Raw genomic sequence first — 24870 nt, forward strand, 5'->3', positions numbered from 1 at the left:
TCATGCGTCTCGTTCAGTTCGAATTGTCCGATGGCAGCCGTCGTGTTGGCCGCGTCAGCGCCGATGGTGATCACCTCGACCTCCTCGTCGACACCGAAACCGTCCTCGAGCTTGCCACCGCGGCCATCGCCGAGGGCAGGTCCATCGCGTCGCTCGTCGAGGAGCGGACCGGCAGCGAGAAAGTCGATTACGACCGGCTGCTGCGCGAAGGCCGCGTGCTTGTCCCGGTCGATCATCCGGAGCCGGCGCGTTTCCTCATCACCGGCACCGGCCTGACGCACACGGGAAGCGCCGCCGCGCGCGACAAGATGCATGTGCTGACCCACGGCAAGGACGCCGCCGAATCCGACTCGCTGAAGATTTTTCGCATGGGGCTGGAGGGCGGCAAACCCGCGCCGGGACAGTTGGGCGTCCAGCCCGAATGGTTCTTCAAGGGCCTCGGCACCTGCGTCGTCCCGCCTGGTGCCGCGCTGCCGCTGCCGGCCTTCGCCAAGGCGGGTGCCGAGGAGGCCGAGATCGTCGGCCTCTACCTCAACGGACCGGACGGCCGCCCCTATCGCATCGGCTACGCGCTGGGCAACGAGTATTCCGACCACGTGACCGAGGCCGAGAACTATCTCTACCTTGCGCACTCGAAACTCCGCTCCTGCTCGATCGGACCCGAGCTGCTGGTCGGCGAGCTGCCGCCGGAGGTGCGCGGGCATTCCCGCATCCGGCGGGACGGCGCCGTCATCTGGGAACAGGAATTCCTGTCCGGCGAGACGCACATGTCGCACTCGATCGCCAATCTCGAGCATTACCATTTCCGCTACCCGATGCACCGCCGGCCGGGCGATCTGCACGCCTATTTCTTCGGCGCGGCGGTGATGAGCTACGCCTCCGGCATCAAGACGGCGCCGGGCGACGAATACGAGATCCATGCGCCGGAATTCGGCAAGCCGTTGCACAACCGGATGCAGGCGGTGCCGGACGAAGGGCTGGTGGCCGTCACCCCGCTGTGACGGCAAGGCCGGCGGACTGGGATATCAGAAACAACAATGGGAGAATGATCATGCTACTGAAGAGACTGCTTATGGGGATAGCGGGTGTCGGCCTCGGCATCGGCCTGATGGCGTCGTCGGCGCTCGCGGCGAACCTGCGCGTGCTGGCCTGGGATGGCTATGCAGACGCCGACTGGGTCAAGGAGTTCACCGCCGAGACCGGCATCGGCGTCGATGTCGTCTTCATCGGCAGCGATGACGAGATCTGGGCCAAGATCAAGGGCAGCGAGGGGCAGGACTTCGATGTCTTCGCCGTCAACACCGCGCAGCTGCAGCGCTACATCAAGGCCGACCTCGTCACGCCGATCGATCTGTCGAAGCTTCCCAACCAGAAGGACACGCTGCCGCGCTTCCGCGACATCACCAAGATCAGCGGCGACACCAAGGACGGCAAGGTCTACGGCATCCCGTTCTGCTTCGATTCCATCGGCCTGATCTACGACACCGACAAGGTCAAGCCGGCGCCGACATCCATGTCCGTGCTGTGGGATCCGGCTTACAAGGGCAAGGTGCTGGCCTATGACAATGGCGAACACAATTTCTCCTTCACCGCGCTGACGCTGGGCTACAATGACCCGTTCAACCTTAGCGCCGACCAGATGGAGGCGGTCAAGGCCAAGCTGGTCGAACTGAAGCGCAATGTGCTGAGCTTCTATACCACCGCCGATGAGGCCCAGCAGATCTACCAGAACAACGACGTCGCCCTGATCTGGGCCAATTACGGCCAGCAGCAGGTCAAGGCCTTGCAGAAGATCGGCGCCCACGTCGCCTACATCAACCCGAGCGAAGGCGCGCTCGCCTGGCTCGACAACTGGGTCATCTCGAAGGGCGTTCGCGACAAGGACGCGGCCGAGAAGTGGATCGACTTCATGCTGAGCAAGAAGGTGAGCGGCGCCTTGTCCGAGCGCACCGGCTTCGGCAACACCGTGGTCGAGTCGAGCAGCGCCGGCAGCAACGACAAGCTGGTCTGGCTCAACAATGTCGAGGACCCGCTGAAGCGCTCCGACATGTGGAACGAGATCAAGGCGGCGCCCTGACCCGCCCTCGCCATGCTTGGGGACCTGGCGGTCCGGACCGTTCCGGCCCGCCGACACGCTATTCTTGAAAGTTAGCCATGAACCAGACGAGTGACCTGCTCACGCTGCGCTCCGTCTCGAAGTCCTATGGCACGGTTCCCGTGCTCTACGACATCGACCTTGCGATCCGCGATGGCGAGTTCTTGACCGTGCTGGGACCGTCCGGTTCGGGCAAGACCACGGTGCTCAGGCTGATTGGCGGCCTAGAGCCGCTGACTTCCGGCGAGATCCGGCTCGACGGTCGGGACATCAGCGGCATGCCCATCAACCGGCGGCCCTTCAACACCGTGTTCCAGGACTACGCGCTGTTCCCGCATCTTACCGTTGCCGGCAATGTCGGCTACGGCCTGTCGGTTCGCCACGTGGCACGCAAGGAGATCGCGCGCCGCGTCGCCGAGGCTCTGGAATTGGTCCAGCTCGGGCGGTTCTCCAACCGCTTTCCAGCCCAGCTTTCCGGCGGCCAGCGCCAGCGCGTGGCGCTCGCCCGCGCCCTGATCTGCCAGCCCCGGCTCGTCCTGCTCGACGAGCCGCTCGCGGCTCTCGACCTCGAACTGCGCCGGCAGATGCAGGAGTTCCTCAAATCCATCCAGCGCGAGGTCAAGACCACTTTCCTGTTCGTCACCCACGACCAGGAGGAGGCCATCGGCATGGCCGACCGGATTTGCGTCATGCAGGCCGGCCATATCCGCCAGCTCGGCAGCCCGCACGAGCTCTATTACAAGCCGAACTGCGAGTTCGTGGCGCGGTTCTTCGGCGAGAACAATCTTGTGGCAGGCACGCTGGGTGAGACGCAAGGCGAATTCCGTGCGATCGAGACGGCGCTCGGCCGGCTGGTCTGTTCGGTCGCTGGCCAGCCCCATCTCAAGGCCGCGGCGACCGGCGCCAGCGGCTTCGCCGCCTTCCGTCCCGAAGCGTTGCGCCTTGCCGGCGACGGGGATGCCGGAAATCGTCTTTCCGGCATCGTCGCCGATCTTGCCTTTGCCGGCTCCTCGACGGTCGCCACCATCACGGCCGGCGGCGATGCCGCGCAGCGCCTCAGGCTGCGCTTTCCGAGCCGGGTGGATGGCAGCGCGCTGAGAACCGGCGAGACGGTGGCGCTTTCCTTCGCGCCGCATGAAGGCCATCTGGTGCTGGCATGAAGAGCGCTGGCCCGGCGCGTCCCGTCGCCATCCGCTGGTCGCCTCTGGTCACCGCGCTTGCCTTTGCGCTGCCGGTGGTGTTCGTCCTGGTGCCGCTGGCGATCTTCCTGGTGTACAGCTTCTTCAGCGTCAACCAGGGCCAAATCGTCTACGCGCCGACGCTTGCCAACTATGCTCGCTTCTTCACCGACCCGGTCTTCCTCCCGGTGTTCTGGCGCACGATCGTTCTCTGCCTCTCGGTGGCGGTGATCTCGATCCTGCTCGCCTATCCGACAGCCTATTTCCTGACCACGCTTCGCGGCCGCTGGCGTTACGCGCTGCTGATGCTGCTCATGGTGCCGCTTTTGATGAGCTACGTCATCAAGATCTACGCCATCCGCAGCATTCTCGGCCTTAATGGTTTTCTCAACAAGGCGCTGGTCGGACTTGGCATTCTCGCCGAGCCGTCGACGCTCTTCGTCTTCAACATGAACGCCATCCTGCTCACGCTGACGCTGCTTCTGATTCCCTTCGCGATCCTGCCGATCTTCCTGGCGCTGGAGCGCATCCCGCAGGTGCTGTTGCGCGCGTCCGACGATCTCGGCGCAAGCAGCCTGCAGACTTTCCTGCGCATCACCTTGCCGCTTTCCCTGCCCGGCGTCGCCTCGGCGGCGAGCTTTGTCTTCGTGCTGGCGATCGGCGATTTCCTGACGCCGCAGATGGTCGGCGGCATCAGCGGCTTCACCTTCGGCCGCATCCTCTACAGCCAGTTCGGCACCGCCTATAACTGGCCCTTCGGCGCCGCTCTGTCGGTGGCGCTGGCCGTCGTGGTGATCGTCGCGATCCTTCTCGGCGAGCGCTTCGGGCGCAATCGGGGGGCCTCGCTTTGATCGTCGCGCCGCGCCTGTCAACCATCCTTCTCGCCGCCATAACCGTCCTGGTCGCGGCGCTGCTCTACAGCCCGCTTCTCGTGCCCATCGCATCCTCCTTCTTTCCCGTGGCGCGCGGCGAGGTCGACTGGTCGTCACCGACGGTCGAGACCTATGTCGCATTGGCTGGGAATCACGAGATTCTGTCCGCACTTCGCACCACGCTCGTCGTTGGCGTCTGCACGGTCATCCTCTCGGTGGTCAGCGGCACGCTGCTGGCCCTCTATTATCACGGCCGCCGCGCCTGGCGCTCGCTGCTGCAGTTCATCATCTTCCTGCCGTTCCTGATGCCACCCATCATCAGCGGCCTGGCGCTGTTGATCTTCTTTCGCGAGATCGGGCTCGAACGCTCGCTGCTGACGGTCGTCATTGGCCATACGGTGTTCGTGCTCGCCATCGTCTACCGCACGGTGCTGACACGCCTGCAGTCGATGAGCCGCACGATGGTAGAGGCCTCCTACGACCTCGGCGCGACCAAATGGCAGACCTTCTGGCGCATCATCCTGCCCAACCTGTCGAGCGCGATGGTCGGCGCCGCCATCCTGGCTTTCGCCCTGTCGTTCGACGAGACCATGATCACCATTCTGGTCACCGGCACCCAGACGACGCTGCCGGTACGCCTGTGGGCGATGATGCGACTGGGTTTCTCGCCGGATATCAACGCGCTGGTGGCGCTGATCCTGATGTTAACCGTCTTGCTCTGCGCCCTTGCGGCCAGGTTTCTCGTTCCGAAGCAGATCGCCACGCAGCGCAGTTGAAACGGGCTGACCCTGCGCTGGGCGCCGCCCCTGGGCGTGGCCGGCCGGCTATGAGAGGGATGGCTGGGGTTCCTGGAAGCTTTTCGAACTTTCTGGGTCGCGCATGCCCGGCCGAATTACGGGCGCTTGTAAACGAGGCCGGGATGCATGAATTCACTGTGGGACGAGCTTGATCGACGCACTCGCTGATCGAGCTTCATGGATACGACGTCCAAGGCTCTGGCGTGCCGCCGATCATCGTGATCTATGGTATTTCAGAAAATTTATGATATTCCTCAGAAATGCTCGCGAACTCGCCAGGCGCAACAATATCGGACACGGCCTATCACCGGATACGAGCCGACATAATTTTTGGCCGGCTCGTGCCTGGCCAGAAGCTCAAACTCGACAAACTGAAGGGCCTTTATGGCGCCAGTGTTTCGACCCTGCGGGAAATCCTCAATCGGCTCGCTTCCGACGGGCTCGTCGTCGCCGAAGGGCAACGGGGCTTCGAGGTCGCACCGGTCTCGCCCGAGGATCTCAAGGAGATCGCTGCGCTTCGGCAATTGCTGGAATGCTATGCGATGGAATTGTCCTTCGCCGCCGGTGACATGGATTGGGAGGGCAGCGTGGTATCGGCCCATCACAAGCTCCATCAGATGGAGATCAGGATGATTGCCGGCGATCGTTCCGTCACCAAGGACTGGAAACGCTACGACTGGGAATTCCACCAGTCGCTGATCTCCGCTTGCGGTTCTCGCGCGCTGATGGAAATGCATGCTGCCATTTTTGATAAGTACTTGCGATATCAGATGATTTCTCTGACTTTCCGCGGGCAGATCGCGGCCGACGAGCACAGACAACTGCTCGATGCGGCGTTGGTGCGTGATGTGGCGACGGCGCAGGCTATCCTTCGCCGTCATGTCGAGGCCGGCGTGAAGCACGGCTTGACCGCCTGATCCGATATCGCCTGTTTGCGGTCCGTGTCGCGGCTGCCTGTCCGTCCGTAAGCCTTGGCCGATGCGCGCGGATTTCTTGATTGCCGCAATGACCTCGAGGATTCGAGACCTTCTACCGGGGGAGCAGCAAGGCATAGGCAGCGAAGACTTTAGATTATCATATAAAATCGTAAATCTCCGATGTCTGTAGTTTCATGGGTTGAAGACCGAGTGCTGTCATGCAATGTTCGGTCATCGCCGGGACTGCGGGCGACGCGACCCGGAACATGCATTCAGGGAGGAGAGCATGACCAAAACTATGGATCGCCGCGCATTTCTACGCACCACCGCCTTGGCCGTCGTGGCGGGTGGCATTCTTGGGGAGCGCGCGACCAACGCATTGGCGCAGGACAAGGTCAAACTGCGGCTGTCGTCGCCGGCAACACCGGGCGACCAGCGCGCCGTGGCGCTGACCGGCGTTTTCGGCCCCGCGGTCAGCGGCTTTGCCACGTTCGAGCCGCACTGGAACGCCGAGTTGTTCAAGCAAGGCACTGAACTCGAGGCGATCGCGCGCGGCAACCTTGAAATGTCGATCACTTCGGCGCAGGAGCTGGCAACGATATACCCCGAATGGTCGATCTTCACGGCCGGTTACCTGCATCGTGACGCCGAGCACCAGAAGAAAGTCTTCGCCGCCGATTTCATGCAGCCGATGAAGAAGAAGGTCGAGGACGAGCTTGGCGTCAAGCTCCTGACGGTCATGTATCTCGGCCGTCGCCAGCTTAATCTGAGGATCGACAAAGAAATCAAAACGCCTGCCGATCTCGCTGGTGTGAAACTCAGGATGCCAGGCACGGATGCCTGGCAGTTCCTTGGCTCGGCGCTTGGCGCCAACCCGGTGCCGATTGCCTTCACCGAAATCTATACGGCGCTGCAGACCGGCGCGATCGACGGTCAGGAAAATCCGCTGCCGACCGACAAGGATTCCAAATTCTACGAGGTCACCAAGCAGATCGTGCTGACCAGCCATCTCGTCGACCTGAATTACCTTGCCTTCTCCAAGAAGGTCTGGGACGGCTTGACGCCAGATCAGCAGGCGATGGCGCAGAAGGCGGCGGACGACGCCGCCGAGTCCGGACGGCAGAAGCAGCTGAAGCTGGAGACCGAGCTTGAGCAGTTCTTCAAGGACAAGGGATTGAAAGTCTACACGCCCGATCTCGATGCTTTTCGCAGCCATGTGCAGAAGACGTATCTTGAATCGCAGTTCGCCAAGGACTGGCCGAAAGGCATGGTCGACAAGATCAACGCTCTCTGAGCGGAGAAGACAGATGTCGGCAACCATTCGCTGGTTGCAGGCGCGGGCTGACAACGTGGCGGTGGCGTTGCTCACCGCCATGTTTGCCGCCTTCATCCTGCAGATATTCTCCCGCTATGTGATCAACGATCCGCTCGGATGGACACTGGAAGTCTGCCTGACAACCTGGCTGTGGCTGGTGTTCTGGAGTTCTGCGTTCGTGCTCACCGAACGCGACCACGTGACGTTCGACTTGTTCTACCTGATCGTCAGCCGCCGCACGCAGCGCATCTTCGCGCTGATTTCGGCGGCAGCGATTGTTGCCGGCTTCCTGGCGGCGCTGCCGGCGACATACGACTACATCACCTTCTACAAGATCAAAAAAAGCGCCACTCTGCATATTCGGCTGGACGTAGTGTTCAGCGTCTATGGCATGTTCGCCGTTGCCGTCATCGTGCGCTACGCCATGCGCGCGTGGCAGCTCGCTCGCGGCGATGTCCCTGAGCCGCATGACGAGGCGCGACCCCTGTGACCAGTGCCTTCGCTCTTTGCCTGCTGGCATTGTTCGTCCTTGCCGGGCTCGGCACGCCTGTCGCCTATTCCATGATCGTGGCGGCGATCGTTTATCTCGCAGTGAAGGGCCAGGACCTGGGGCTTGCCGCCGAACAGATCATTCAGGGGCTCTATGACGGCTTCATCATCCTGGCTGTGCCGTTGTTCATTGCCGCCGCCAACATCATGAATGCGGGCACGATCAGCGAGCGGTTGTTACAATTCTGCATGGCAATCGTGGGGCGCCTGCGCGGCGGGCTCGGACACGTCAACGTCGTCGCCAATCTGATCTTTTCCGGCATGTCCGGCTCGGCGGTTGCCGATGCCGCTGGCCTCGGCAAGATCATCATCGAGATGATGACCAGAAACGGCCGTTATCCGCCTGGCTATGCCGCAGCCATCACCGCCGCTGCCTCGACCATCGGGCCGATCATCCCGCCATCGATCCCGATGGTGATGTACGCGCTCGTTTCAGACGCCTCCATCGGCTACCTGTTTCTGGGTGGCATCCTGCCCGGCCTGCTGATGGGCGCTGTGCTGATGGGCCTCAACGCCTGGACGGCGCGAAAGCGTGACTTTGCCGTCGAGAGCGCGGTGCCGCTACGCAAGCTGCCGAAAGTGACGCTCAACGCGTTTCCAGCGCTGTTGATGCCGCTGATTCTGCTTTACGGGATCTATGGCGGCGCGACGACGCCGACCGAAGCCGCCGCCGTGGCTGCCGCCTACGCGCTGATCCTTGCCGGCGTGTTCTATCGCGCGCTGAGCTGGCGGAGCCTCTATGCCATCCTGTCCGAAAGCGCGCGCTCTTCGGCCGCGATCGGATTGGTGATCGGCGGCGCGCTGATCTTCAACTACATCGTTGCTAGCGAGAACATTCCAGCGCAACTGGCCTCGTCGCTGCAGGGCGTCAACATATCACCGCTCGCCTTCATGTTCCTGGTCAATGTCCTGCTGCTGCTGCTCGGCTGCCTGCTCGATGCATCGACGATCATCCTCGTCATCATACCATTGTTCATCCCTACCTGCCGGCTGCTCGGGATCGACCTGGTACATTTCGGTGTCGTCGTGGTGGTCAACACCATGATCGGGCTGATCACTCCACCGTACGGGGTCGTGCTCTTCGTCATCAACGCGACGACGCGCATCCCGCTGCGCGACATCATCAGTGAGATTTGGCTGTTCATTGGCGTTCTGGTCTTCGCGTTGCTGCTGATGATCCTGTTTCCGGAAATCGTGTTGTGGCTGCCGAAGCAGTTCGGATATCAGGGATGAGCACGGCTTCGCGGGGAACCGGGAGTTCCGGTCTGGCCGGCCCGATCAGACTCGGCCTGATCGGCGACAACATCAAGAGCTCGCGCTCTCCGGATCTGCATCGTTTCGCCGGCCGGCTCTGCGGCCTGGACGTCACCTATGACCTGTTCGTCCCGCGCGACATGGCCAAGGACTTCGACGCCGTGTTCAACGCCTGTCGTGACGATGGCATCCACGGCGTAAACGTCACCTATCCCTACAAGGAGGCGGTGGTTTCCAGGCTGCGGATCGACGACGAGCTGACCAGACGCATCGGTTCGGTCAACACAGTGGTTTTTGGGCCGGATGGCGCATTGGGGTACAATACCGACCATACCGGCTTCATCGCCGCCTACCGAGCGACGTTCGGGGGGCAGCCGCCGGGAAACGTCGTTGTGATCGGAGCCGGTGGCGTCGGCAAGGCCGTAGCCTTCGGGCTGCTTGCGCTTGGCGCTGAAGCTCTGACCATCATCGACAGCGATGCCGGGAAGGCACGATCACTCGCCGTCGCGATCGCTGCAGTCTCCGGACGCAGTGTCAAAACAACATCCGGCGACGATATACGATTGGTTATGGACGGCGCGGAGGGTCTCGTCAATTGCACGCCGCTCGGCATGATCGGGTATCCGGGGTCTCCGGTGCCGCCGGAATTGCTCGGGCCGCAGCGATGGGCGTTCGATGCCGTCTACACGCCAGTCGATACGATGTTCAAACTGCAAGCGGAGGCTGCGGGCCTCAAGGTGCTCAGCGGCTACGAACTGTTCTTCCGCCAAGGTATCGACGCGTTCTGCATCTTCACCGGGCGAATGCCGGCCAACCTTGGCGCCCTGCGCCGAATGCTCCTCGAAACATCTCCCAACTGACCAAGGATATCCCGAGTGATCGACAGCCATTCCATGCGCAAGAAGATCGGCGTCAGCGCGGCGCTGACAACGCCGTTCGACGATATAGGCGCCATCGACTGGCCGCGCTTTGCCGCCCACGCCAAACATCTGCTTGGGCAAGGCATGCAGGTGGTGACTGCCTTCGGCACGACCGGCGAAGGCATTTCCATTTCGGCCTCGGCCCGCGCGCCGCTCTACGAACGCATGGCCGCCGCCGGGATCGGCGCCGGCAACTTGGTCGAATGCGTCTATGGGCCGTCATCACAGGACGCCGGCGACCATGCGCGGCGATCGCTTGAGGCGGGCTGCGGCGGCATCCTGCTGACGCCACCTTTTTATTTCAAGCAGCCGACGGAAGAAGGCGTCTATCGCTGGTTTGCGGAGGTGCTTGAGCGAACCGGCGCGGCCGGCCGCGATGTCATCCTCTATAACATTCCGGACCTCACCGGCGTGCGCGTCGGCCCGAAACTCGTCGCGCGCCTTCGCGTCGCGTTCCCGCACGCCATTGCCGGTGTCAAGGATTCCAGCGGAGATTGGCACCAGACGACGGCGCTGCTTGCTGAGCATGCCGACCTCGCGATTCTTGTCGGCCATGAAGGTCATCTGGCCAAAGCGGTCAGGCAGGGCGCCAGCGGCGCGATCAGCGGCGTGGCCAATTTCGCGCCGGCCCTGGTGGCGAAGTTGGTGGGCGGAGAAGACGATCCGTTGATCGATGCCTTGCTCGGCCGGCTGCTCAAGCTACCCGTCGTGCCGGCGGTCAAGGCGATACTGGCTGCGCAAACCGGCGATGCCGTCTGGGCGCGGGTCCGCGCTCCGCTGCAGGCGGTCGAAGAGGCAAGCGCCTTGAAGGCTTGCAAAGAGATTTCGGCGATGATTTCGGCCGGGGCGACGGATCGAGCCGCTACTGGGACATAAACTCCGATCGCGAGGATCTCTAGGGGCGGTGATTTCGCTGAAAAGCTCTCCGCCATCGCGGCGGCCGGGCTCGACTGGATTGAGATTTTCGAGAATGATTTCGTCGGTTTCGACGGGACGGCTGGCGATGTCGGCCGAATGGTTCGGGCCGGACTGGAAAACACCCTGTGCTCGGGCGATTGCCGAACGGGATTGATCGCTCAGCCAGCGTGGAGAACGAATATTGCTGCCTAAAACTCGCCGAGGCATCGGACTTCCGGCCATCCAATAGGGAGGGCGGCAACGCCCCATGCCGTTCGCAAGGGCCTATCGCGGACTGTAAAGGCTCTTGCCGACGAGAATGGGACGGGCCGCGTCGGCCTGCCCGGACTCCATTCGAGCGTCAAAAAACTAATGAAATCAAGTGGCTGGGGCGCCAGGATTCGAACCTGGGAATGTCGGTACCAAAAACCGATGCCTTACCACTTGGCGACGCCCCAGCAGGCGGGCATGCCCGCTTGCGCGCGGCCTTATAGGACGGGGCGAAGCAAAGCTCAATGCCGCAACATCAACTAAAAGCCGCTGCGCCGCGGCCTTGGTCGCGGCGTAGTCGTCGGTCGGGGCAAGCAGCGTGCTTTCGTCGAGCGGCCGCCGGTGATGCCGGTCATCAATGCTGTCTTTGTCATCGATGGTCTCGGTGATCGAGCAAGATGCGGGCGGGAGTCCCCATCGTTGCCGGATTGAGCGCTCCACGCCTGCGGCAATCGCCGGCACCGCTGTCATTATACGGCCTCCACCTTATCCGCCAGTGCGGCGTCCCGCGCCCGTTCCAGCGCCACTGCCACGATTTCGGTTGCCCTGTGATGGCTGGCAGCCTCGGCATAGCAGCGAAATTCCGGAGCGTTGCCGGAAGGCCGCAGATGGATGATCTCGCCGCTGGTCATGCGCGCCCTGAGACCGTCGGTCACGTCTACGTCCGCCACCGCGCCAAAGGGTGCCAGGAACCGCTGCAGTGCGTCGCGGTCGGCGAGCTTGTGCATCAAGCCGCGCGACGTCTCGACCGGCAAGTTCTCGAGCCGCTCGCTGGCGCAGACCGGAAGATTCCAGGTTTCACGCAGGCCGGACAGCGATTTGCCGGCCGATGCCGCAGTGCCCAGCACGGCAAGTATCGGCAAGAATGAATCCCGCGTCGGCAGCGCCGAAAGTATTCCGCCGTTCACCAGGCAGTCGGATCCCAGCAGAACCCCGCCATTGGCTTCGAAGCCGACGACGATGCCGCCTGCCTGCCGCGCGGCGTTCATTCCCTCCATGACGAAAGGGGAGCCGACCTTTGTTCTCCAGACGCTGAACCCGAAAGCCTCGGATATGCCCGAGTTGGAGGTGACCGGCGTCACCACGACGTCGGCCTTGAGGAAGAGCGCCGTGGCCAGCCCGATCAGGTCGCCGCGGAACAATTCGGCAGCTCAGCGACAGAAAGGGTGATCGCGGCCTCGTCCGCCTTGTCGATCTCGCCCTTAGGTCCGTAGAACTTGATGCCGTTGGGGTCGGCGGGGATATGCGAGCCGGTCACCATCAGCGCCGCAGCGTCGTGCCGGCGGGCAAAAAGGCAAGCGCGGGTGTGGGAATGGGGCCGCAATCGACCGGCTGGAAGCCGGACGCGGCCAGCGCCGCCAAGCAGTCCTGCGCGATTGCCGGGCTGCTGTCGCGCAAGTCCCGCCCCACGAAGACCTTGCCTTGCTGAAATCCAGTCGACCGCAGGCGCCGGGCGAAGCCCTCAGTGTAAAGTCCGCTTGGCCTTCCGGCCAACTCGGAAGCCAAACCCCGAACGCCGCTTGTTTCATCAACCTGCTTTTTGCCGTTGGAAGATCGCCGCTGTTTGTTGGAGTGACCCCGGCCTGGCTGTCAACAGCAAAAAAACTCGAAATCCGCATCTTTTCTAATGTCCCCACACCGCCAGTTCGTTGCCCGCCGGATCGCTGAAGTGGAACCGTCGGCCGCCAGGGAAGGAAAAGATCGGCTTGACGATGGTCCCCCCGGCGCTCTCGACCGCATCCAGCGTTTCCTCGAGGTTCTCGGAGTAGAGCACGGGCAGCGGTTTGGCCGGCGCTTCCCGGGCATCGGCCTGGAAACCGCCGTCGAGCCCTTCGGCGAAAGCGGAATAGGTTGGGCCGTAGTCGGTGAACGACCATGAAAACGCGGCGCTGTAGAAGGATTTGACGCTGTCCAGCGTGCCGCCCGTTGCCGGAAGTTCCAGGTAGTCGAGTTTTCCGTTGAGTTTCATCAGGCTACTCCACTATGTTCCTGTTATGTTCTATAATGCGCGATATCCTCCGGCAAGTCTTTTTGACGCAGCTTTTGCTTAATCGATTGTAGTGCCTACGAGCTCTGGTCGGTGCCTTGCCTTTCGCACTGCAGCACCCTATCGCTCGGACCGGGAAGGGCGGGGAACCGGGCCGTGGTCCGGCTGTTTCTATCTTCCATTACTGGAGGGCAAGCATGACCAAATGGGTTTACACCTTCGGCGACGGCGCCGCCGAAGGCCGTGCCGGCGACCGCAACCTTCTCGGTGGCAAGGGTGCCAATCTGGCCGAGATGTGCAGCCTCGGCCTGCCGGTGCCGCCGGGCTTCACCATCACCACGGAGGTCTGCAACGCCTACTACGCGAATGGCCGCGCCTATCCCGATGGGCTCGAGGCGGATGTCGTCTCCGCTCTCGACCATATCGGCCGGATCACCGGCCGCCGTTTCGGCGATCCGTCGAAGCTGCTTCTGGTCTCCGTGCGCTCCGGTGCAAGGGCCTCCATGCCCGGCATGATGGACACGGTGCTCAATCTCGGCCTCAACGACGAGACGGTCGAGGCTTTGGCCGCCGATTCCGGCGATGCGCGTTTTGCCTATGACAGCTACCGCCGCTTCATCCAGATGTATTCCGACGTAGTCATGGGCCTCGACCACGAAGTGTTCGAGGAAATCCTCGAGGACCAGAAGGCGAGCCTCGGCCACGAACTCGACACCGAGCTGACGGCCCCGGAATGGCAGGGCGTCATTTCGCTCTACAAGGCCAAGGTCGAGGAAGAGCTCGGCAAGCCGTTCCCGCAGGACCCGCACGAGCAGCTCTGGGGCGCGATCGGCGCCGTGTTCTCGAGTTGGATGAACAGCCGCGCCATCACCTATCGGCGCCTGCACGACATCCCGGAAAGCTGGGGCACGGCGGTCAATGTCCAGGCCATGGTGTTCGGCAATATGGGCGATACCTCCGCGACCGGCGTCGCCTTCACCCGCAATCCCTCGACCGGCGAAAGGCAGCTTTATGGCGAGTTCCTGGTCAATGCCCAGGGCGAGGACGTGGTGGCCGGCATCCGCACGCCGCAGAACATCACCGAGACGGCGCGTATCGCCGCCGGCTCCGACAAGCCGTCGCTTCAGAAGCTGATGCCCGACGCCTTCCAGGCCTTCGTCGACATTTCCGACCGGCTGGAAAAGCACTACCGCGATATGCAGGACCTCGAATTCACCATCGAGCGCGGCAAATTGTGGATGCTGCAGACCCGCTCCGGCAAGCGCACCGCCAAGGCGGCGCTGAAGATCGCCGTCGAGATGGCGAGGGACGGCCTGATCACCAAGGAGGAGGCTGTCGCCCGCATCGATCCGGCCTCGCTCGATCAGCTCCTGCACCCGACCATCGATCCGAAGGCGGCGCGTGATGTCATCGGCATGGGCCTGCCGGCCTCGCCCGGCGCCGCCACGGGGGAGATCGTCTTCTCGTCTACCGACGCGGAGGACGCCAAGGCTCAGGGACGCAAGGCGATCCTGGTGCGCATCGAGACCAGTCCCGAGGACATCCACGGCATGCATGCCGCCGAAGGCATCCTCACCACGCGTGGCGGCATGACCAGCCACGCCGCGGTGGTGGCGCGCGGCATGGGCAAGCCATGCGTGTCGGGCGCCGGCTCGCTGCGCGTCGATTACAAGGCCGGCACGTTGGTCTCGATGGGCCAGACCTTACGCAAGGGCGACATCATCACCATCGATGGCGGCAACGGCCAGGTGCTGAAGGGCGCCGTCGCCATGTTGCAGCCCGAGCTTTCCGGCGATTTCGCCGCCATCATGGAATGGGCCGACGCCGCGCGCCGCATGAAGGTGCGCACCAATGCCGAGACGCCGCTCGACGCGCGCATGGCGCGCTCCTTCGGCGCCGAGGGCATCGGGCTTTGCCGCACCGAGCACATGTTCTTCGACGGCGACCGCATCGTCGCGATGCGCGAGATGATCCTGGCCGACACCGAGAAGGACAGGCGCGGTGCGCTCGACAAGCTGCTGCCGATGCAGCGCTCGGACTTCCTCGAGCTGTTCGAGATCATGGCCGGCCTGCCGGTGACGATCCGACTGCTCGACCCGCCGCTGCATGAATTCCTGCCCAAGACCGAGGCCGAGCTTGCCGAGGTGGCGAGCGCCATGAATGTTTCGGCCGACAAGCTGAGGCAGCGCACCGAGGCATTGCATGAGTTCAACCCGATGCTCGGCCATCGTGGCTGCCGGCTCGCCGTCTCCTATCCGGAGATCGCCGAAATGCAGGCGCGCGCCATCTTCGAGGCCGCGGTCGAGGCCGGACGCAAGGCCGGGGCGCTGGTGGTGCCGGAAATCATGGTGCCGCTGGTCGGCCTGGTGAAGGAGCTGGAATACGTCAAGGCGCGCATCGACGCGGTGGCGCAAAGCGTCATGCAGGAGACCGGCACCAAGATCGACTACCTCACCGGCACGATGATCGAGCTGCCGCGCGCGGCGATTCGCGCCCATGTCATTGCCGAAGCCGCCGAATTCTTCTCCTTCGGCACCAACGACCTCACCCAGACGACCTTCGGCATATCGCGCGACGACGCGGCGTCCTTCCTTGAAACTTACCGGCAAAAGGGCATCATCGAGCAGGATCCGTTCGTGTCGCTCGATGTCGATGGCGTCGGCGAACTGGTGCGGATCGCGGCTGAAAAGGGCAAGGCGACGCGGCCCGGCATCAAGCTCGGCATCTGCGGCGAGCATGGCGGCGATCCGGCTTCGATCCGCTTCTGCGAGGAGGTCGGACTCGATTATGTATCATGCTCGCCCTACCGTGTGCCGATCGCCAGGCTCGCGGCCGCCCAGGCGGCGGTGGTGGCGGCGAAGGGCGCCGCTAAACGCGCCTGAGGCGGTCATTCCGGGGAGCGGCACCCCAAGTGACCTTACAGTTTTGTATGGAATGTCACGCGAACGTGCGCGTGACGGCCCTGAATATCGACACCGTTTCGAGGGAGTTTCCGACACCGAACTTTTTGGTGTCAGAAACCCATGTTGCAGATTACACCCACCGCCTTCCGGTCGATCCTTGTTCTGCAGACCAAATTCATCGGCGACATCGTGCTTGCCTCGGCGCTGGCGAACAATCTGCAGCTTGCATATCCGGGCGTCAGGATCGCGTTTCTTTGTGAAACGCATTTGGCCGGCTTCCTGACGGCCCACGGCATTGCCGCCGCGGCCATCCCCCTCAGCCGCGCCAGGATGCGTGGCTCGCCGTTCGAGCGGGGACGCGAGCTCTTGCGCGTGGTGCAGGAACTACGGCGGCATCGCTTCGACATGACCATCGACATCACCGATTCGAAAACCTCGCGTTTGATTTCCGGGCTGGTCAATGCTCCGGTCCGGATCGGCTATTCTCCGACGGAGCGGCCTCTGCGCTGGTACGAGCGCCAGCCCGCCAATGTCAGGATGAAGCCCTTCGGATTTGGCAAGAGACACTTTCTCTACCGCTATCTGTCTCCGTTGGAGGCGCTCGGCGTCGATCTGCGCATCAGGGCCCCGGCCATTCGACCGCTGCCATTCGAGACGACCCGCATCCTGGCTTTGCTGGCCCGGCACCATATCCTTCCAAACGCTTTTGTCGCGGTTCATGCGGGAGCAAGTTTCGCCGGACGCCGCTGGCAGCCTGAGCGCTTTGCAGAGGCAATCGACAGGATTGCCGGCGAGACAGGCTTGCGCGTGGTCCTGGTCGGCGGTCCGGACGAGAACGAAGGGGCAGACAGGATTGTGGCCGCGGCGAAGACGCCTGTCGTCAATCTGGCAGGAGCGCTGCGGCTGGAAACCCTGCTTGCGCTGCTCAAGGAGGCGCGGCTGTTTCTCGGCAACGAGAGCGGGCCGATGCATTTGGCGGCCGCAGCCGGTACGCCGGTTGTCGGCTTGTTCGGCCTGACCAATCCGGTCCGCTGGGCGCCGGTCGGCGTGCCCAGCATCTCGTTGCGGCCGTCCATGCCCTGTGACTGCGTCGGTGGCGACCTGTGCCGCCGGACCGATCCGAGCAAGGCCTGCTGCGTCTGGCGCGTGGAGGTCGATCCAGTGGTTGACGCGGTGCTGGAACTCCTGGCGCGCACCGAGATGGTTCTGGAAGCCGCGGTCTGACATTTGGGCAATTCAGCGTCGTCCAAGGTCGCGCGAGTTGGTCTGGTCCACGACCTTGTGGTCTTGTATATGAGACGCACGTGAAACATGCGTGTGACGGCTTTGGATGTCGACGTCTAAACCCAGCTTGGTGGACTCCGATCCTTCCGGGACCCGGATGTTCCAAGCTCGTCCTGGCCCCTTCCGCTCGATCCTGATCCTGCAAACCAAGCATATTGGCGATCTCGTTCTTGCCACCGCGCTGGCGAAGAACCTGCAGCTCGAATATCCGGGCGTCCGCATCGTCTTCCTCTGCGACGCCCGCTTCGCCAGTCTTCTCACGGCCAATGGCGCTGCCTCTGAGGTCGTGACCTTCCGCCGTTCCCATATGCGCGGCACGCCGCTGCGGCGCCTGCAGGAGCTCATTGTCACGCTGGTCAGATTGCGCCGCCACCATTTCGACATGACCATCGACATCACCGACACGCGCACGTCGCGGTTCATCTCAGGACTGGTCGGCGCGCGGGTTCGCGTCGGATATCATCCGTCCGAAAGGCCGCTGCGTTGGTTCGAGCGCCAGCCCGCCAACGTCAAGGCAAAGCCGTTCGGCTATGGCGGGCAGCACTTTCTCTATCGGTATCTGTCACCGCTGGAGGCGCTTGGCATAGAGTTGCGCGTGCGGTTTCCCGCCTTGCAGCCGCAGCCGTCCGAAATAGCGAAAGCCTTGGCGCTGCTCGACAAATTCCACCTTCGGCCGAACGCCTTCGTCGCGATCCATGCCGGGGCAAGCTTTCCCGGACGCCGCTGGCAGCCGGAGCGCTTTGCCGCCGCGATTGATCGGATTTGGGCCGAAACCGGTCTGGACGTGGTTCTGGTCGGCGGTCCGGATGAGAACGAGGCGGTCGAAAGTATTCTCGCGGCCGCGAAGACGCCGATCGTCAATCTGGCCGGATCGGTCCAGCTCGAAACCTTGCCGGCGCTGTTCAAGCAGGCGCGGCTGTTTCTCGGCAATGACAGCGGTCCCATGCACATGGCGGCGGCTGCCGGCATTCCCGTCGTCGGCCTATTCGGCCTGCAGAGCCCGGTCCGCTGGGGGCCGGTTGGCGCGCCGAGCATCCCGGTGCGCCCGTCCATGCCCTGCGACTGCGTCGGCGATGGCCTTTGCGAAAGGCCCGACCCCAATAAGGCCTGTTGCGTCTGGCGCCTGGAGGTCGCTCATGTGGTCGAGGCTGTGCTCGAACTCCTGGCGCGAACGAAGACTGCCCTGGAAGCCGAGATGTAAGGCGAAAGCATTTTGTCGCGATTTCTCTTTTTGCGCTGTCGGACGTCCCCATTTTCGCCTAGATGCCGGTCTGTTGGAACGAGCGGAGGCAAGTTTTCTTTGGCGCGATGCGGCGACTGACCGGGCGCGCCGGCTTGGAATGGATGATGGGTCTGCTTCGAAACTCTCTTTGTGCGATGGCGTTGGCGCTGTTCGCGGGCTCGCCCGGCAATGCAGCCACGCTGGTCGAGCCGACGCTGCATCTGAAGCCGCAAGCCGCGGAAGGGGGCGGGCGAGTCGCCCTGACGCTCGATGCCTGCGGTGGAAAGACCGACACTCGAATTCTTTCGGCGCTTGTCGACAACCGCATACCGGCGACCATCTTCGTCACCGGCATCTGGCTCAAGCGAAATGCCGAAGCCGTCGAGATCATGCGGGCGCATCCCGACCTGTTCGAATTGGAAAACCACGGTGGCCGCCACATTCCGGCGGTCGATACGCCGCAGAAGATCTACGGCATCCGCAGCGCCGGCAGCCCGGACGCCGTGCAGGCCGAGGTTGAATCCGGCGCCGCAGCGCTCGCCAGCGCGGGCGGGCCGGCGCCCAAATGGTTTCGCGGGGCCACCGCGGAATACAGCCCATCGGCGATCGCCATGATCCGCAAGCTGGGCTTCAAGATCGCCGGCTTCTCGGTCAATGGCGACGGCGGCTCGCTGCTCGGCGCCAAGCAAACGGCACGCCGCATCGGCGCCGCAAAGGACGGCGACGTCATCATCGCCCACATCAACCAGCCGACGCATGCGGCCGGCGAGGGCGTGGTTCAGGGGCTGCTCGCCTTGAAGCAGAAAGGCATGACCTTCGTGCGCCTGGACGATGCGGAAGGCGTCGGCAACAACGGCACGACGGATTGAGCGTGCAGTGTCGCGGCGGCTGAATTGCAGTCGCATTGCGCAGCGTCGCTTCGCCATTGGGTGACGATATTCCGGCTTGGTCTTAAGCGACCACCGGCAACGGCCACGTCGGACCTGGTGCTCAATCGGGCGTCGCTTCGACCGTCACTTTGCTCGTGTAGAACGCGCCGTGATTGCGGATTTCGGTCATCTCGTCGAACGGCTGCTCGTAAGCCCACATGGCATTTTTGCCGGCTTCGCCGGAGGATTGGACGCTCCAGTAGCTGGCATCGCCCTTGTAGGGGCAATGCGTCGAGTGTTCGCTGCCGGAGAGCTTGCTGAAATCGATGTCGTCGAAAGGGATGTAGAAGGCCGCAGGATATGGCGGTTCCGACAGAACCCTGGCCCGGCTCGATCTGGCGATGACGGTATCGCCGGCGCGCACGGTGACGCTGCCGCGATAAGGCTCGACGGTGATCGCCTTGTCGGGATTGCGCTGGAAGCCGGGGGCAGGGTTGGCGAACTTGTCCATGAATGGTCTCCAGGAGCAATTCCAGGGAAAGTGCGAAGCGATTTTCCGTCCGGAATTGCGTCAGAACAAAGAGAGCGGTTCGTCGTTTCGGTGAAACGTTCTCGGGGAGACTTACATGTGTTGAGCCAATGCGCCGCGCAAGCCGGCGCAGCGCGAGACGTCATCACCATTCATTGAATGTCTGTGGCCAGCCGTCAGGCGGCCGTCTTGAAGGCATCCATGAGCCCGGCATAGGCGGCGGCAATGCCAGCCACGGGATTGGTGCTTCTTGCCGCGGTTTCGACCTTGAGCGCGCCACCGCTGGTCGGCAGCGTCAGCAGCAGGAACTGGCGATTGCCCGCGTCGCCGATGCAGGCGGCGGCGACATGCTCACCGTTCTCGCCGTTTTCGACGCGCATCTTGAACAGCAGCGTTCCGCCGACGGCCTCCAGCGCCCCGCCGACGACCTCGGCAAATTCATCTTCGGAAACGGTTTTGATGTCCGGCGTCAGATCGTCCAGACTTTCGGCAAGCGTGCTTTCGAGGGCCTTTTCGTCGAGCTGCGCGTCCATGCGAACCACTCCATTCGCCAATCTCACCCAGCCCGTTAACGAAACTTAACGGCGAGGATGGCCGGATTATGGCGGTTTTCCCGGTTCTTCGATCCGTCCACGGCTTCGACTTATGGCGGCTGGACAATCCGCCAGTTCGTCCACAATGTGCGGAACAAACGACGCGAATGCGCAAAGGGGAGGAATAGATGCTCGGATTGATGCAGGAATGGCCGCTGCTTTGCCACAAGCTGATCGACCACGCCGAACGCCAGCACGGCAGCAGGGAGGTGGTGTCGCGCTCGATCGAAGGGCCGATCGTGCGCACGACCTTTGCCGAAATCCATCACCGGTCGCTCAAGGTGGCGCAGCGGCTGGAGCGTGACGGCTTCAGGCTCGGCGATCGCATCGCGACCCTTGCCTGGAACACGGCCCGCCATATCGAAGCCTGGTACGGCATCATGGGCATCGGCGCGATCTATCACACGCTCAATCCGAGGCTTTTTCCCGAGCAGATCGCCTGGATCATGAACAATGCCGAGGACAAGGCGATTTTCGTCGACATCACCTTCGTGCCGCTGCTGGAAAAGATCGCCGGTGCGGTTGGATCGCTGCGACGGGTGATCGTGCTGACGGACCGGGCGCATATGCCGCAAACGTCGCTGGCGAATGCCGTCGCTTACGAGGAATGGCTGGCGGAGGCCGACGGCGATTTCGCCTGGAAGACGTTCGACGAGAATACCGCCGCCGGCATGTGCTACACTTCGGGCACGACGGGCGACCCCAAAGGCGTGCTTTACAGTCACCGCTCCAATGTCCTTCACGCCATGATGGCCGCCATGCCCGACGCCATGGGCCTGTCGACGCGCGATGTGGCGCTGCCTGTGGTGCCGATGTTCCACGCCAATGCCTGGGGCCTCGGCCAGAGCGGACCGATGATCGGCGCCAAGCTGGTGATGCCGGGCTGCAAGATGGATGGCGCCTCAATCTACGAACTGCTCGACACCGAAAAGGTGACCTTCAGCGCCGCCGTGCCGACGGTCTGGATGATGCTGCTGCAATATCTGGAAGAGACCGGCAAGAAGCTGCCTTATCTAGAGAAGGTCGTGATCGGCGGGGCTGCCTGTCCGCGCGCCATCACCGCAAAATTCCAGGATGATTACGATGTGCAGGTGGTGCATGCCTGGGGCATGACCGAGATGTCGCCACTGGGCACGCTCTGCACGCTGAAGCCGCAATATGAGACGCTGACCGGCGAGGCGCGGCTCGATATCCAGGCCAAGCAGGGCTTTCCCCCCTTCGGCGTCGAAATGAAAGTAACCGACGACGAAAACAACGCGCTGCCCTGGGACGGCAAGACCTTCGGGCATCTCAAGGTACGTGGCCCGGCCGTGGCCCGCGCCTATTATGGCGGGGCAGGCGCCGAGCAGTTCGATACCGATGGCTGGTTCGACACCGGCGATGTCGCCCATATCGACGCCAGCGGCTACATGCAGATCACCGACCGCGCCAAGGATGTCATCAAGTCCGGCGGCGAATGGATATCGACCATCGACCTGGAGAATCTCGCCGTCGGCCACCCGGACGTGGCGGAGGCGGCGGCGATCGGCATCCCGCATTCCAAATGGGGCGAGCGGCCCTTGCTGGTCGTCGTCCCCAAGCCCGGCCGGGAGCCGAGCAAGGGCGATATCCTCACCTTCATGAGCGGCAAGGTGGCGAAATGGTGGATGCCCGACGACGTCGCATTCGTCGGCGAAATTCCGCACACCGCCACCGGCAAGATCCAGAAGACCAGTCTGCGCGCCCAGTTCAAGGATTATCGCCTGCCGACGGATTGACGAAAAATGTTCGATCTTTCGGCTTCAAGCCCGAGCCAAAAACCGCTAACTCTCGGCCCGGGTTGGGACGATACGGCAGAGAATGGCATCTATTCCTGAACGGCAGACGTCGAGGGCGGCCGGCTGGTCGAGGCGGATCGGGGCATTTTCCCTCGTCCTTCTGCTCACCGCCGTTGCTGGTTACCGGCTCGGATTCGTCGAGACGCCGCCTTTCCTGTGGGTGCTTGCGGTCGTTGCGCTGCTCGCGGCGCTCGCCCTGTTGCTGGCGGGTCTCGGCCTGTCGAGGGTCTGGAATTTCGGCGATCGCGGCGGCCGCGATCTCAGCGTCGGCGCGCTGCTGGCGCTGCTGGTGCTGGCGCCCTACGGCGTGGCCGTCTACTGGGCCACGATCTACCCGCCGCTGCGCGACATCTCGACCGATCTCGACGACCCGCCGGTTTTGGACACCAGCGACCGGACGAGCGACATGAACGAGCTCTCGCCGCCGACCCCGGGCGAGCAGAGCCTGCAGGCCGATGCCTATCCGCTGGTCAGCGGTCACAGCTACAATTTGCCTTTCGAAACCGTCGTCGACGCTGTCGAAACCGTGCTCGACCGCCGCGACTGGCAACTGACGGCGCCTTATCCCGATATCAACGGGCAGAGCGCAGCTACGATCAATGCGCTGGCCAGGGGCTTCGTGCTGGGACTGCCGGCCGACGTCGCAATCCGCGTCACCGACGATGGCGAGCAGGTGATCGTCGACATGCGCTCGGCCTCGCGCTACGGCCGCTACGATCTCGGCGACAACGCCGCCCGCATCACGGATTTCCTCGGCGAGCTCGACCAGGAAGTCGCCGGGCAGGTCGGCGCTGCGCCAGCCGAGTGATCAGCCGGCGGGACTGAAAATGCCGTCGATCGCGGGGTCGCCTTCGGTGGCGATCAGGCCGCGCGCGACCAGATCCTCGAGATGTGCGAGCACCGACAGTCCCGCGGCGCCATGCAGGCGGGGGTCGGTGTCGCGGTAGATCGCCGCGACCATCTCCCTGATCGTCCGGTCGCCGGCGCGGATGCGTTCCACGATCGCCCTTTCACGCATCTTGCGATGCGTCTTCAGGCCGCGCATGAACCTTTGGGGCGCTGTCACGGGTCCGCCATGGCCCGGCAGCAGCAGACGATCATCGCGCGCCAGCAACCTGTCGAGGGAGCCCATGTAGTCGGCCATGGCGCCGTCCGGGGGCGCGACGATCGACGTCGACCAGGCCATGACATGGTCGGCCGAAAACAGGATCCCGTTTCCCTCGAGGGCAAAGACGGCATGATTGGCGGTGTGGCCGGGCGTCAGCACGGTGCGGATCGCCCAGCCCTCGCCCTCAGTCAGCGCATTGTCGGCCAGCATGATATCGGGAGCGAAGGTCAAGTCGGCGCTGGCGTCGAGCGGATTGACCTCGCCGATGCGCAAGGGCCGCGCCGGCCGATGCGGGCCTTCGGCAAGTGTCGGCGCGCCGGTATGTTCCTTCAGTCGTGCCGCCAAAGGCGAATGGTCGCGATGGGTGTGGCTGACGAAGATGTGGCTGACCGGTCTGCCGGCGATCGCCGTGAGCAGCGTTTCGAGATGCGCGTCGTCTTCCGGCCCCGGATCGATCACCGCCAGAGTTTCGCGGCCGACAACATAGCTGTTGGTGCCCTGGAAGGTGAACGGGCTCGGATTTCCGGCGGTGATGCGCAGCACATCCGGCGCAACCATGACCGCCCGGCCGTAGGCCGGGTCGAAGCTGGTATCGAACTCAAGCGCCATGCCGGATTCCTTTGCGATGCGGCAAAATGATTGCCGCCCGATACAGAAGCCAATATAGGAAAATCAATGCATGTCGCCCAAAAGTGGGAGAACGACATGCATCAAGAAGATTCTTAAAGCCAGAAAATCAGCCACCCGATGAATCGGCCAGAATGAGGAAGACCATGGCAATTGCAACCACGATGCGTCCGCTTGTTTCTCTCACTCTGCCGGAGCGAGGCGCCGCGCGGCTCGCGACCCAGCTCTTCCTGGCGCTTGCCGGAACCCTGCTGCTCACGCTTTCGGCCAAGACCAAAGTGGTGCTCGGCCCGGTCGACATTTCGCTGCAGACGCTCGCCGTGCTGCTTATCGCCTCGGCCTTCGGCCTGCGGCTGGCCGTCGCGACGCTGCTTCTCTACCTCGCCGAGGGCGCTTTTGGCTTGCCGGTCTTCCAGGGCACGCCGGAAAAAGGCATCGGCATTGCCTATATGCTGGGCTCGACGGGCGGCTATCTCGCCGGCTTCGTGGTCATGGCGGCGATCGCCGGCTGGGCCGCGGATCGCGGCTGGGACCGCAGTCCTTTCAAGCTGTTCGGCGCCATGCTGATCGCCGAGGTCCTCATGATGGCCATGGGCTTTGCCTGGCTGGCGATGCTCATCGGGCCGGAAAAATCCTGGCAGTTCGGCGTCCTGCCTTTCATCGTCGGCGACCTGATCAAGGTGGCTCTGGCCGCCAGCCTGGTGCCGGCCGTGTGGGCATTGGTCAAGCGCGGCTGATCGCGATCGACGCAAGAAGGGCCCGGGGGGGGCCCGGCCCCCCCCCCCGGGGGGGGGGGGGCGGGGGGCGGGCGGGGTAAAACGGAAAAATAGAAAAAACACCCAATGGAGATATAAGAAAAAATAGGGG

At 63.3% G+C, this 24870-nt stretch carries 22 protein-coding genes, 1 tRNA gene and 1 pseudogene; 18 read left to right on the plus strand and 6 right to left on the minus strand.

The features are described 5' to 3' along the window. Nucleotides 1-2 precede the first annotated feature (2 nt). The 11 genes from araD1 (at nt 3) to P9272_RS09695 (ending at nt 10773) form a co-directional block, all read left to right on the plus strand. Nucleotides 3-1001: an AraD1 family protein gene (gene araD1 / locus P9272_RS09645; RefSeq protein WP_278160353.1), complete on the plus strand. Its 999-nt coding sequence runs from the start codon at nt 3-5 to the stop codon at nt 999-1001. 50 nt (nt 1002-1051) lie between these two features. Beyond that, nucleotides 1052-2077 (plus strand): ABC transporter substrate-binding protein, encoded by a 1026-nt coding sequence (locus tag P9272_RS09650; RefSeq protein WP_278160354.1) that lies wholly within the window; start codon nt 1052-1054, stop codon nt 2075-2077. Nucleotides 2078-2154: 77 nt separating this feature from the next. After that, entirely contained in the window at nt 2155-3255 is a 1101-nt protein-coding gene (locus P9272_RS09655; RefSeq protein WP_278160355.1) for an ABC transporter ATP-binding protein, read from the plus strand. Then, a complete protein-coding gene (locus tag P9272_RS09660; protein WP_278160356.1) occupies nt 3252-4124 on the plus strand; it encodes an ABC transporter permease in 873 nt (290 codons plus the stop codon). Before P9272_RS09655 ends, P9272_RS09660 begins: the two co-directional genes overlap by 4 nt. Next, complete coding sequence (locus tag P9272_RS09665; protein ID WP_278160357.1) at nt 4121-4921, plus strand: ABC transporter permease; 801 nt, start codon at nt 4121-4123, stop codon at nt 4919-4921. The genes P9272_RS09660 and P9272_RS09665 overlap by 4 nt, the downstream gene beginning before the upstream one ends. Before the next feature lie 281 nt (nt 4922-5202). Beyond that, nucleotides 5203-5859 carry a GntR family transcriptional regulator gene (locus P9272_RS09670; protein WP_278160358.1) on the plus strand — a complete coding sequence of 219 codons (657 nt, stop codon included), beginning with the start codon at nt 5203-5205 and terminating at the stop codon, nt 5857-5859. A gap of 286 nt (nt 5860-6145) precedes the next feature. Then, complete coding sequence (locus P9272_RS09675) at nt 6146-7153, plus strand: sialic acid TRAP transporter substrate-binding protein SiaP (protein WP_278160359.1); 1008 nt, start codon at nt 6146-6148, stop codon at nt 7151-7153. Between the two features lie 13 nt (nt 7154-7166). Then, nucleotides 7167-7664: a TRAP transporter small permease subunit gene (locus P9272_RS09680; RefSeq protein WP_278160360.1), complete on the plus strand. Its 498-nt coding sequence runs from the start codon at nt 7167-7169 to the stop codon at nt 7662-7664. Beyond that, nucleotides 7661-8956 carry a TRAP transporter large permease gene (locus tag P9272_RS09685; RefSeq protein WP_278160361.1) on the plus strand — a complete coding sequence of 432 codons (1296 nt, stop codon included), beginning with the start codon at nt 7661-7663 and terminating at the stop codon, nt 8954-8956. The genes P9272_RS09680 and P9272_RS09685 overlap by 4 nt, the downstream gene beginning before the upstream one ends. Continuing rightward, entirely contained in the window at nt 8923-9837 is a 915-nt protein-coding gene (locus P9272_RS09690; protein WP_278160362.1) for a shikimate dehydrogenase, read from the plus strand. The genes P9272_RS09685 and P9272_RS09690 overlap by 34 nt, the downstream gene beginning before the upstream one ends. Nucleotides 9838-9852: 15 nt before the next feature. Beyond that, on the plus strand, nt 9853-10773 hold the full coding sequence (locus tag P9272_RS09695) for a dihydrodipicolinate synthase family protein (RefSeq protein WP_278160363.1): 921 nt from the start codon (nt 9853-9855) through the stop codon (nt 10771-10773). 404 nt (nt 10774-11177) lie between these two features. Here P9272_RS09695 and P9272_RS09700 read toward each other — a convergent pair. The 3 genes and pseudogenes from P9272_RS09700 to P9272_RS09710 all read right to left on the minus strand — a co-directional run bounded on the left by P9272_RS09700 (nt 11178) and on the right by P9272_RS09710 (nt 13033). Then, nucleotides 11178-11252, minus strand: a tRNA-Gln gene (locus P9272_RS09700). Nucleotides 11253-11534: 282 nt separating this feature from the next. Beyond that, nucleotides 11535-12570, minus strand: a pseudogene (locus tag P9272_RS09705) (hypothetical protein). 118 nt (nt 12571-12688) lie between these two features. Next, nucleotides 12689-13033 (minus strand): VOC family protein, encoded by a 345-nt coding sequence (locus P9272_RS09710; protein ID WP_278160364.1) that lies wholly within the window; start codon nt 13031-13033, stop codon nt 12689-12691. 215 nt (nt 13034-13248) lie between these two features. On the opposite strand from P9272_RS09710, the gene ppdK reads away from it, so the two are divergent. The 4 genes from ppdK (at nt 13249) to P9272_RS09730 (ending at nt 19329) form a co-directional block, all read left to right on the plus strand. After that, complete coding sequence (gene ppdK / locus P9272_RS09715; protein WP_278160365.1) at nt 13249-15933, plus strand: pyruvate, phosphate dikinase; 2685 nt, start codon at nt 13249-13251, stop codon at nt 15931-15933. Nucleotides 15934-16074: 141 nt separating this feature from the next. Then, on the plus strand, nt 16075-17178 hold the full coding sequence (locus tag P9272_RS09720; protein ID WP_278160366.1) for a glycosyltransferase family 9 protein: 1104 nt from the start codon (nt 16075-16077) through the stop codon (nt 17176-17178). Nucleotides 17179-17335: 157 nt separating this feature from the next. Then, entirely contained in the window at nt 17336-18439 is a 1104-nt protein-coding gene (locus P9272_RS09725) for a glycosyltransferase family 9 protein (RefSeq protein ID WP_278160367.1), read from the plus strand. Between the two features lie 146 nt (nt 18440-18585). Then, entirely contained in the window at nt 18586-19329 is a 744-nt protein-coding gene (locus P9272_RS09730) for a polysaccharide deacetylase family protein (protein WP_278160368.1), read from the plus strand. A 121-nt stretch (nt 19330-19450) separates the two neighbouring features. On the opposite strand, the gene P9272_RS09735 is transcribed toward P9272_RS09730, so the two are convergent. Further along, entirely contained in the window at nt 19451-19840 is a 390-nt protein-coding gene (locus tag P9272_RS09735) for a DUF427 domain-containing protein (RefSeq protein WP_278160370.1), read from the minus strand. A gap of 194 nt (nt 19841-20034) precedes the next feature. Beyond that, nucleotides 20035-20391, minus strand: coding sequence for a hypothetical protein (locus tag P9272_RS09740; RefSeq protein ID WP_112125849.1), 357 nt, complete (start codon nt 20389-20391; stop codon nt 20035-20037). 188 nt (nt 20392-20579) lie between these two features. Between P9272_RS09740 and P9272_RS09745 the strand changes: the two genes are divergently transcribed. Next, nucleotides 20580-22208, plus strand: a complete 1629-nt coding sequence (locus P9272_RS09745; RefSeq protein ID WP_278160371.1) for a fatty-acid--CoA ligase — start codon at nt 20580-20582, stop codon at nt 22206-22208. A gap of 82 nt (nt 22209-22290) precedes the next feature. Further along, nucleotides 22291-23076, plus strand: coding sequence for a DUF1499 domain-containing protein (locus P9272_RS09750; RefSeq protein WP_278160372.1), 786 nt, complete (start codon nt 22291-22293; stop codon nt 23074-23076). Here P9272_RS09750 and P9272_RS09755 read toward each other — a convergent pair whose 3' ends face one another. Further along, nucleotides 23077-23985: an MBL fold metallo-hydrolase gene (locus tag P9272_RS09755; protein WP_278160373.1), complete on the minus strand. Its 909-nt coding sequence runs from the start codon at nt 23983-23985 to the stop codon at nt 23077-23079. It abuts the gene before it with no gap. Between the two features lie 164 nt (nt 23986-24149). Between P9272_RS09755 and P9272_RS09760 the strand changes: the two genes are divergently transcribed. Continuing rightward, on the plus strand, nt 24150-24740 hold the full coding sequence (locus tag P9272_RS09760; protein ID WP_278160374.1) for a biotin transporter BioY: 591 nt from the start codon (nt 24150-24152) through the stop codon (nt 24738-24740). Nucleotides 24741-24870 lie beyond the last annotated feature (130 nt).

The sequence above is a fragment of the Mesorhizobium sp. WSM4976 genome, from assembly GCF_029625685.1.
In the GTDB taxonomy this organism is placed as follows: Bacteria; Pseudomonadota; Alphaproteobacteria; order Rhizobiales; family Rhizobiaceae; genus Mesorhizobium.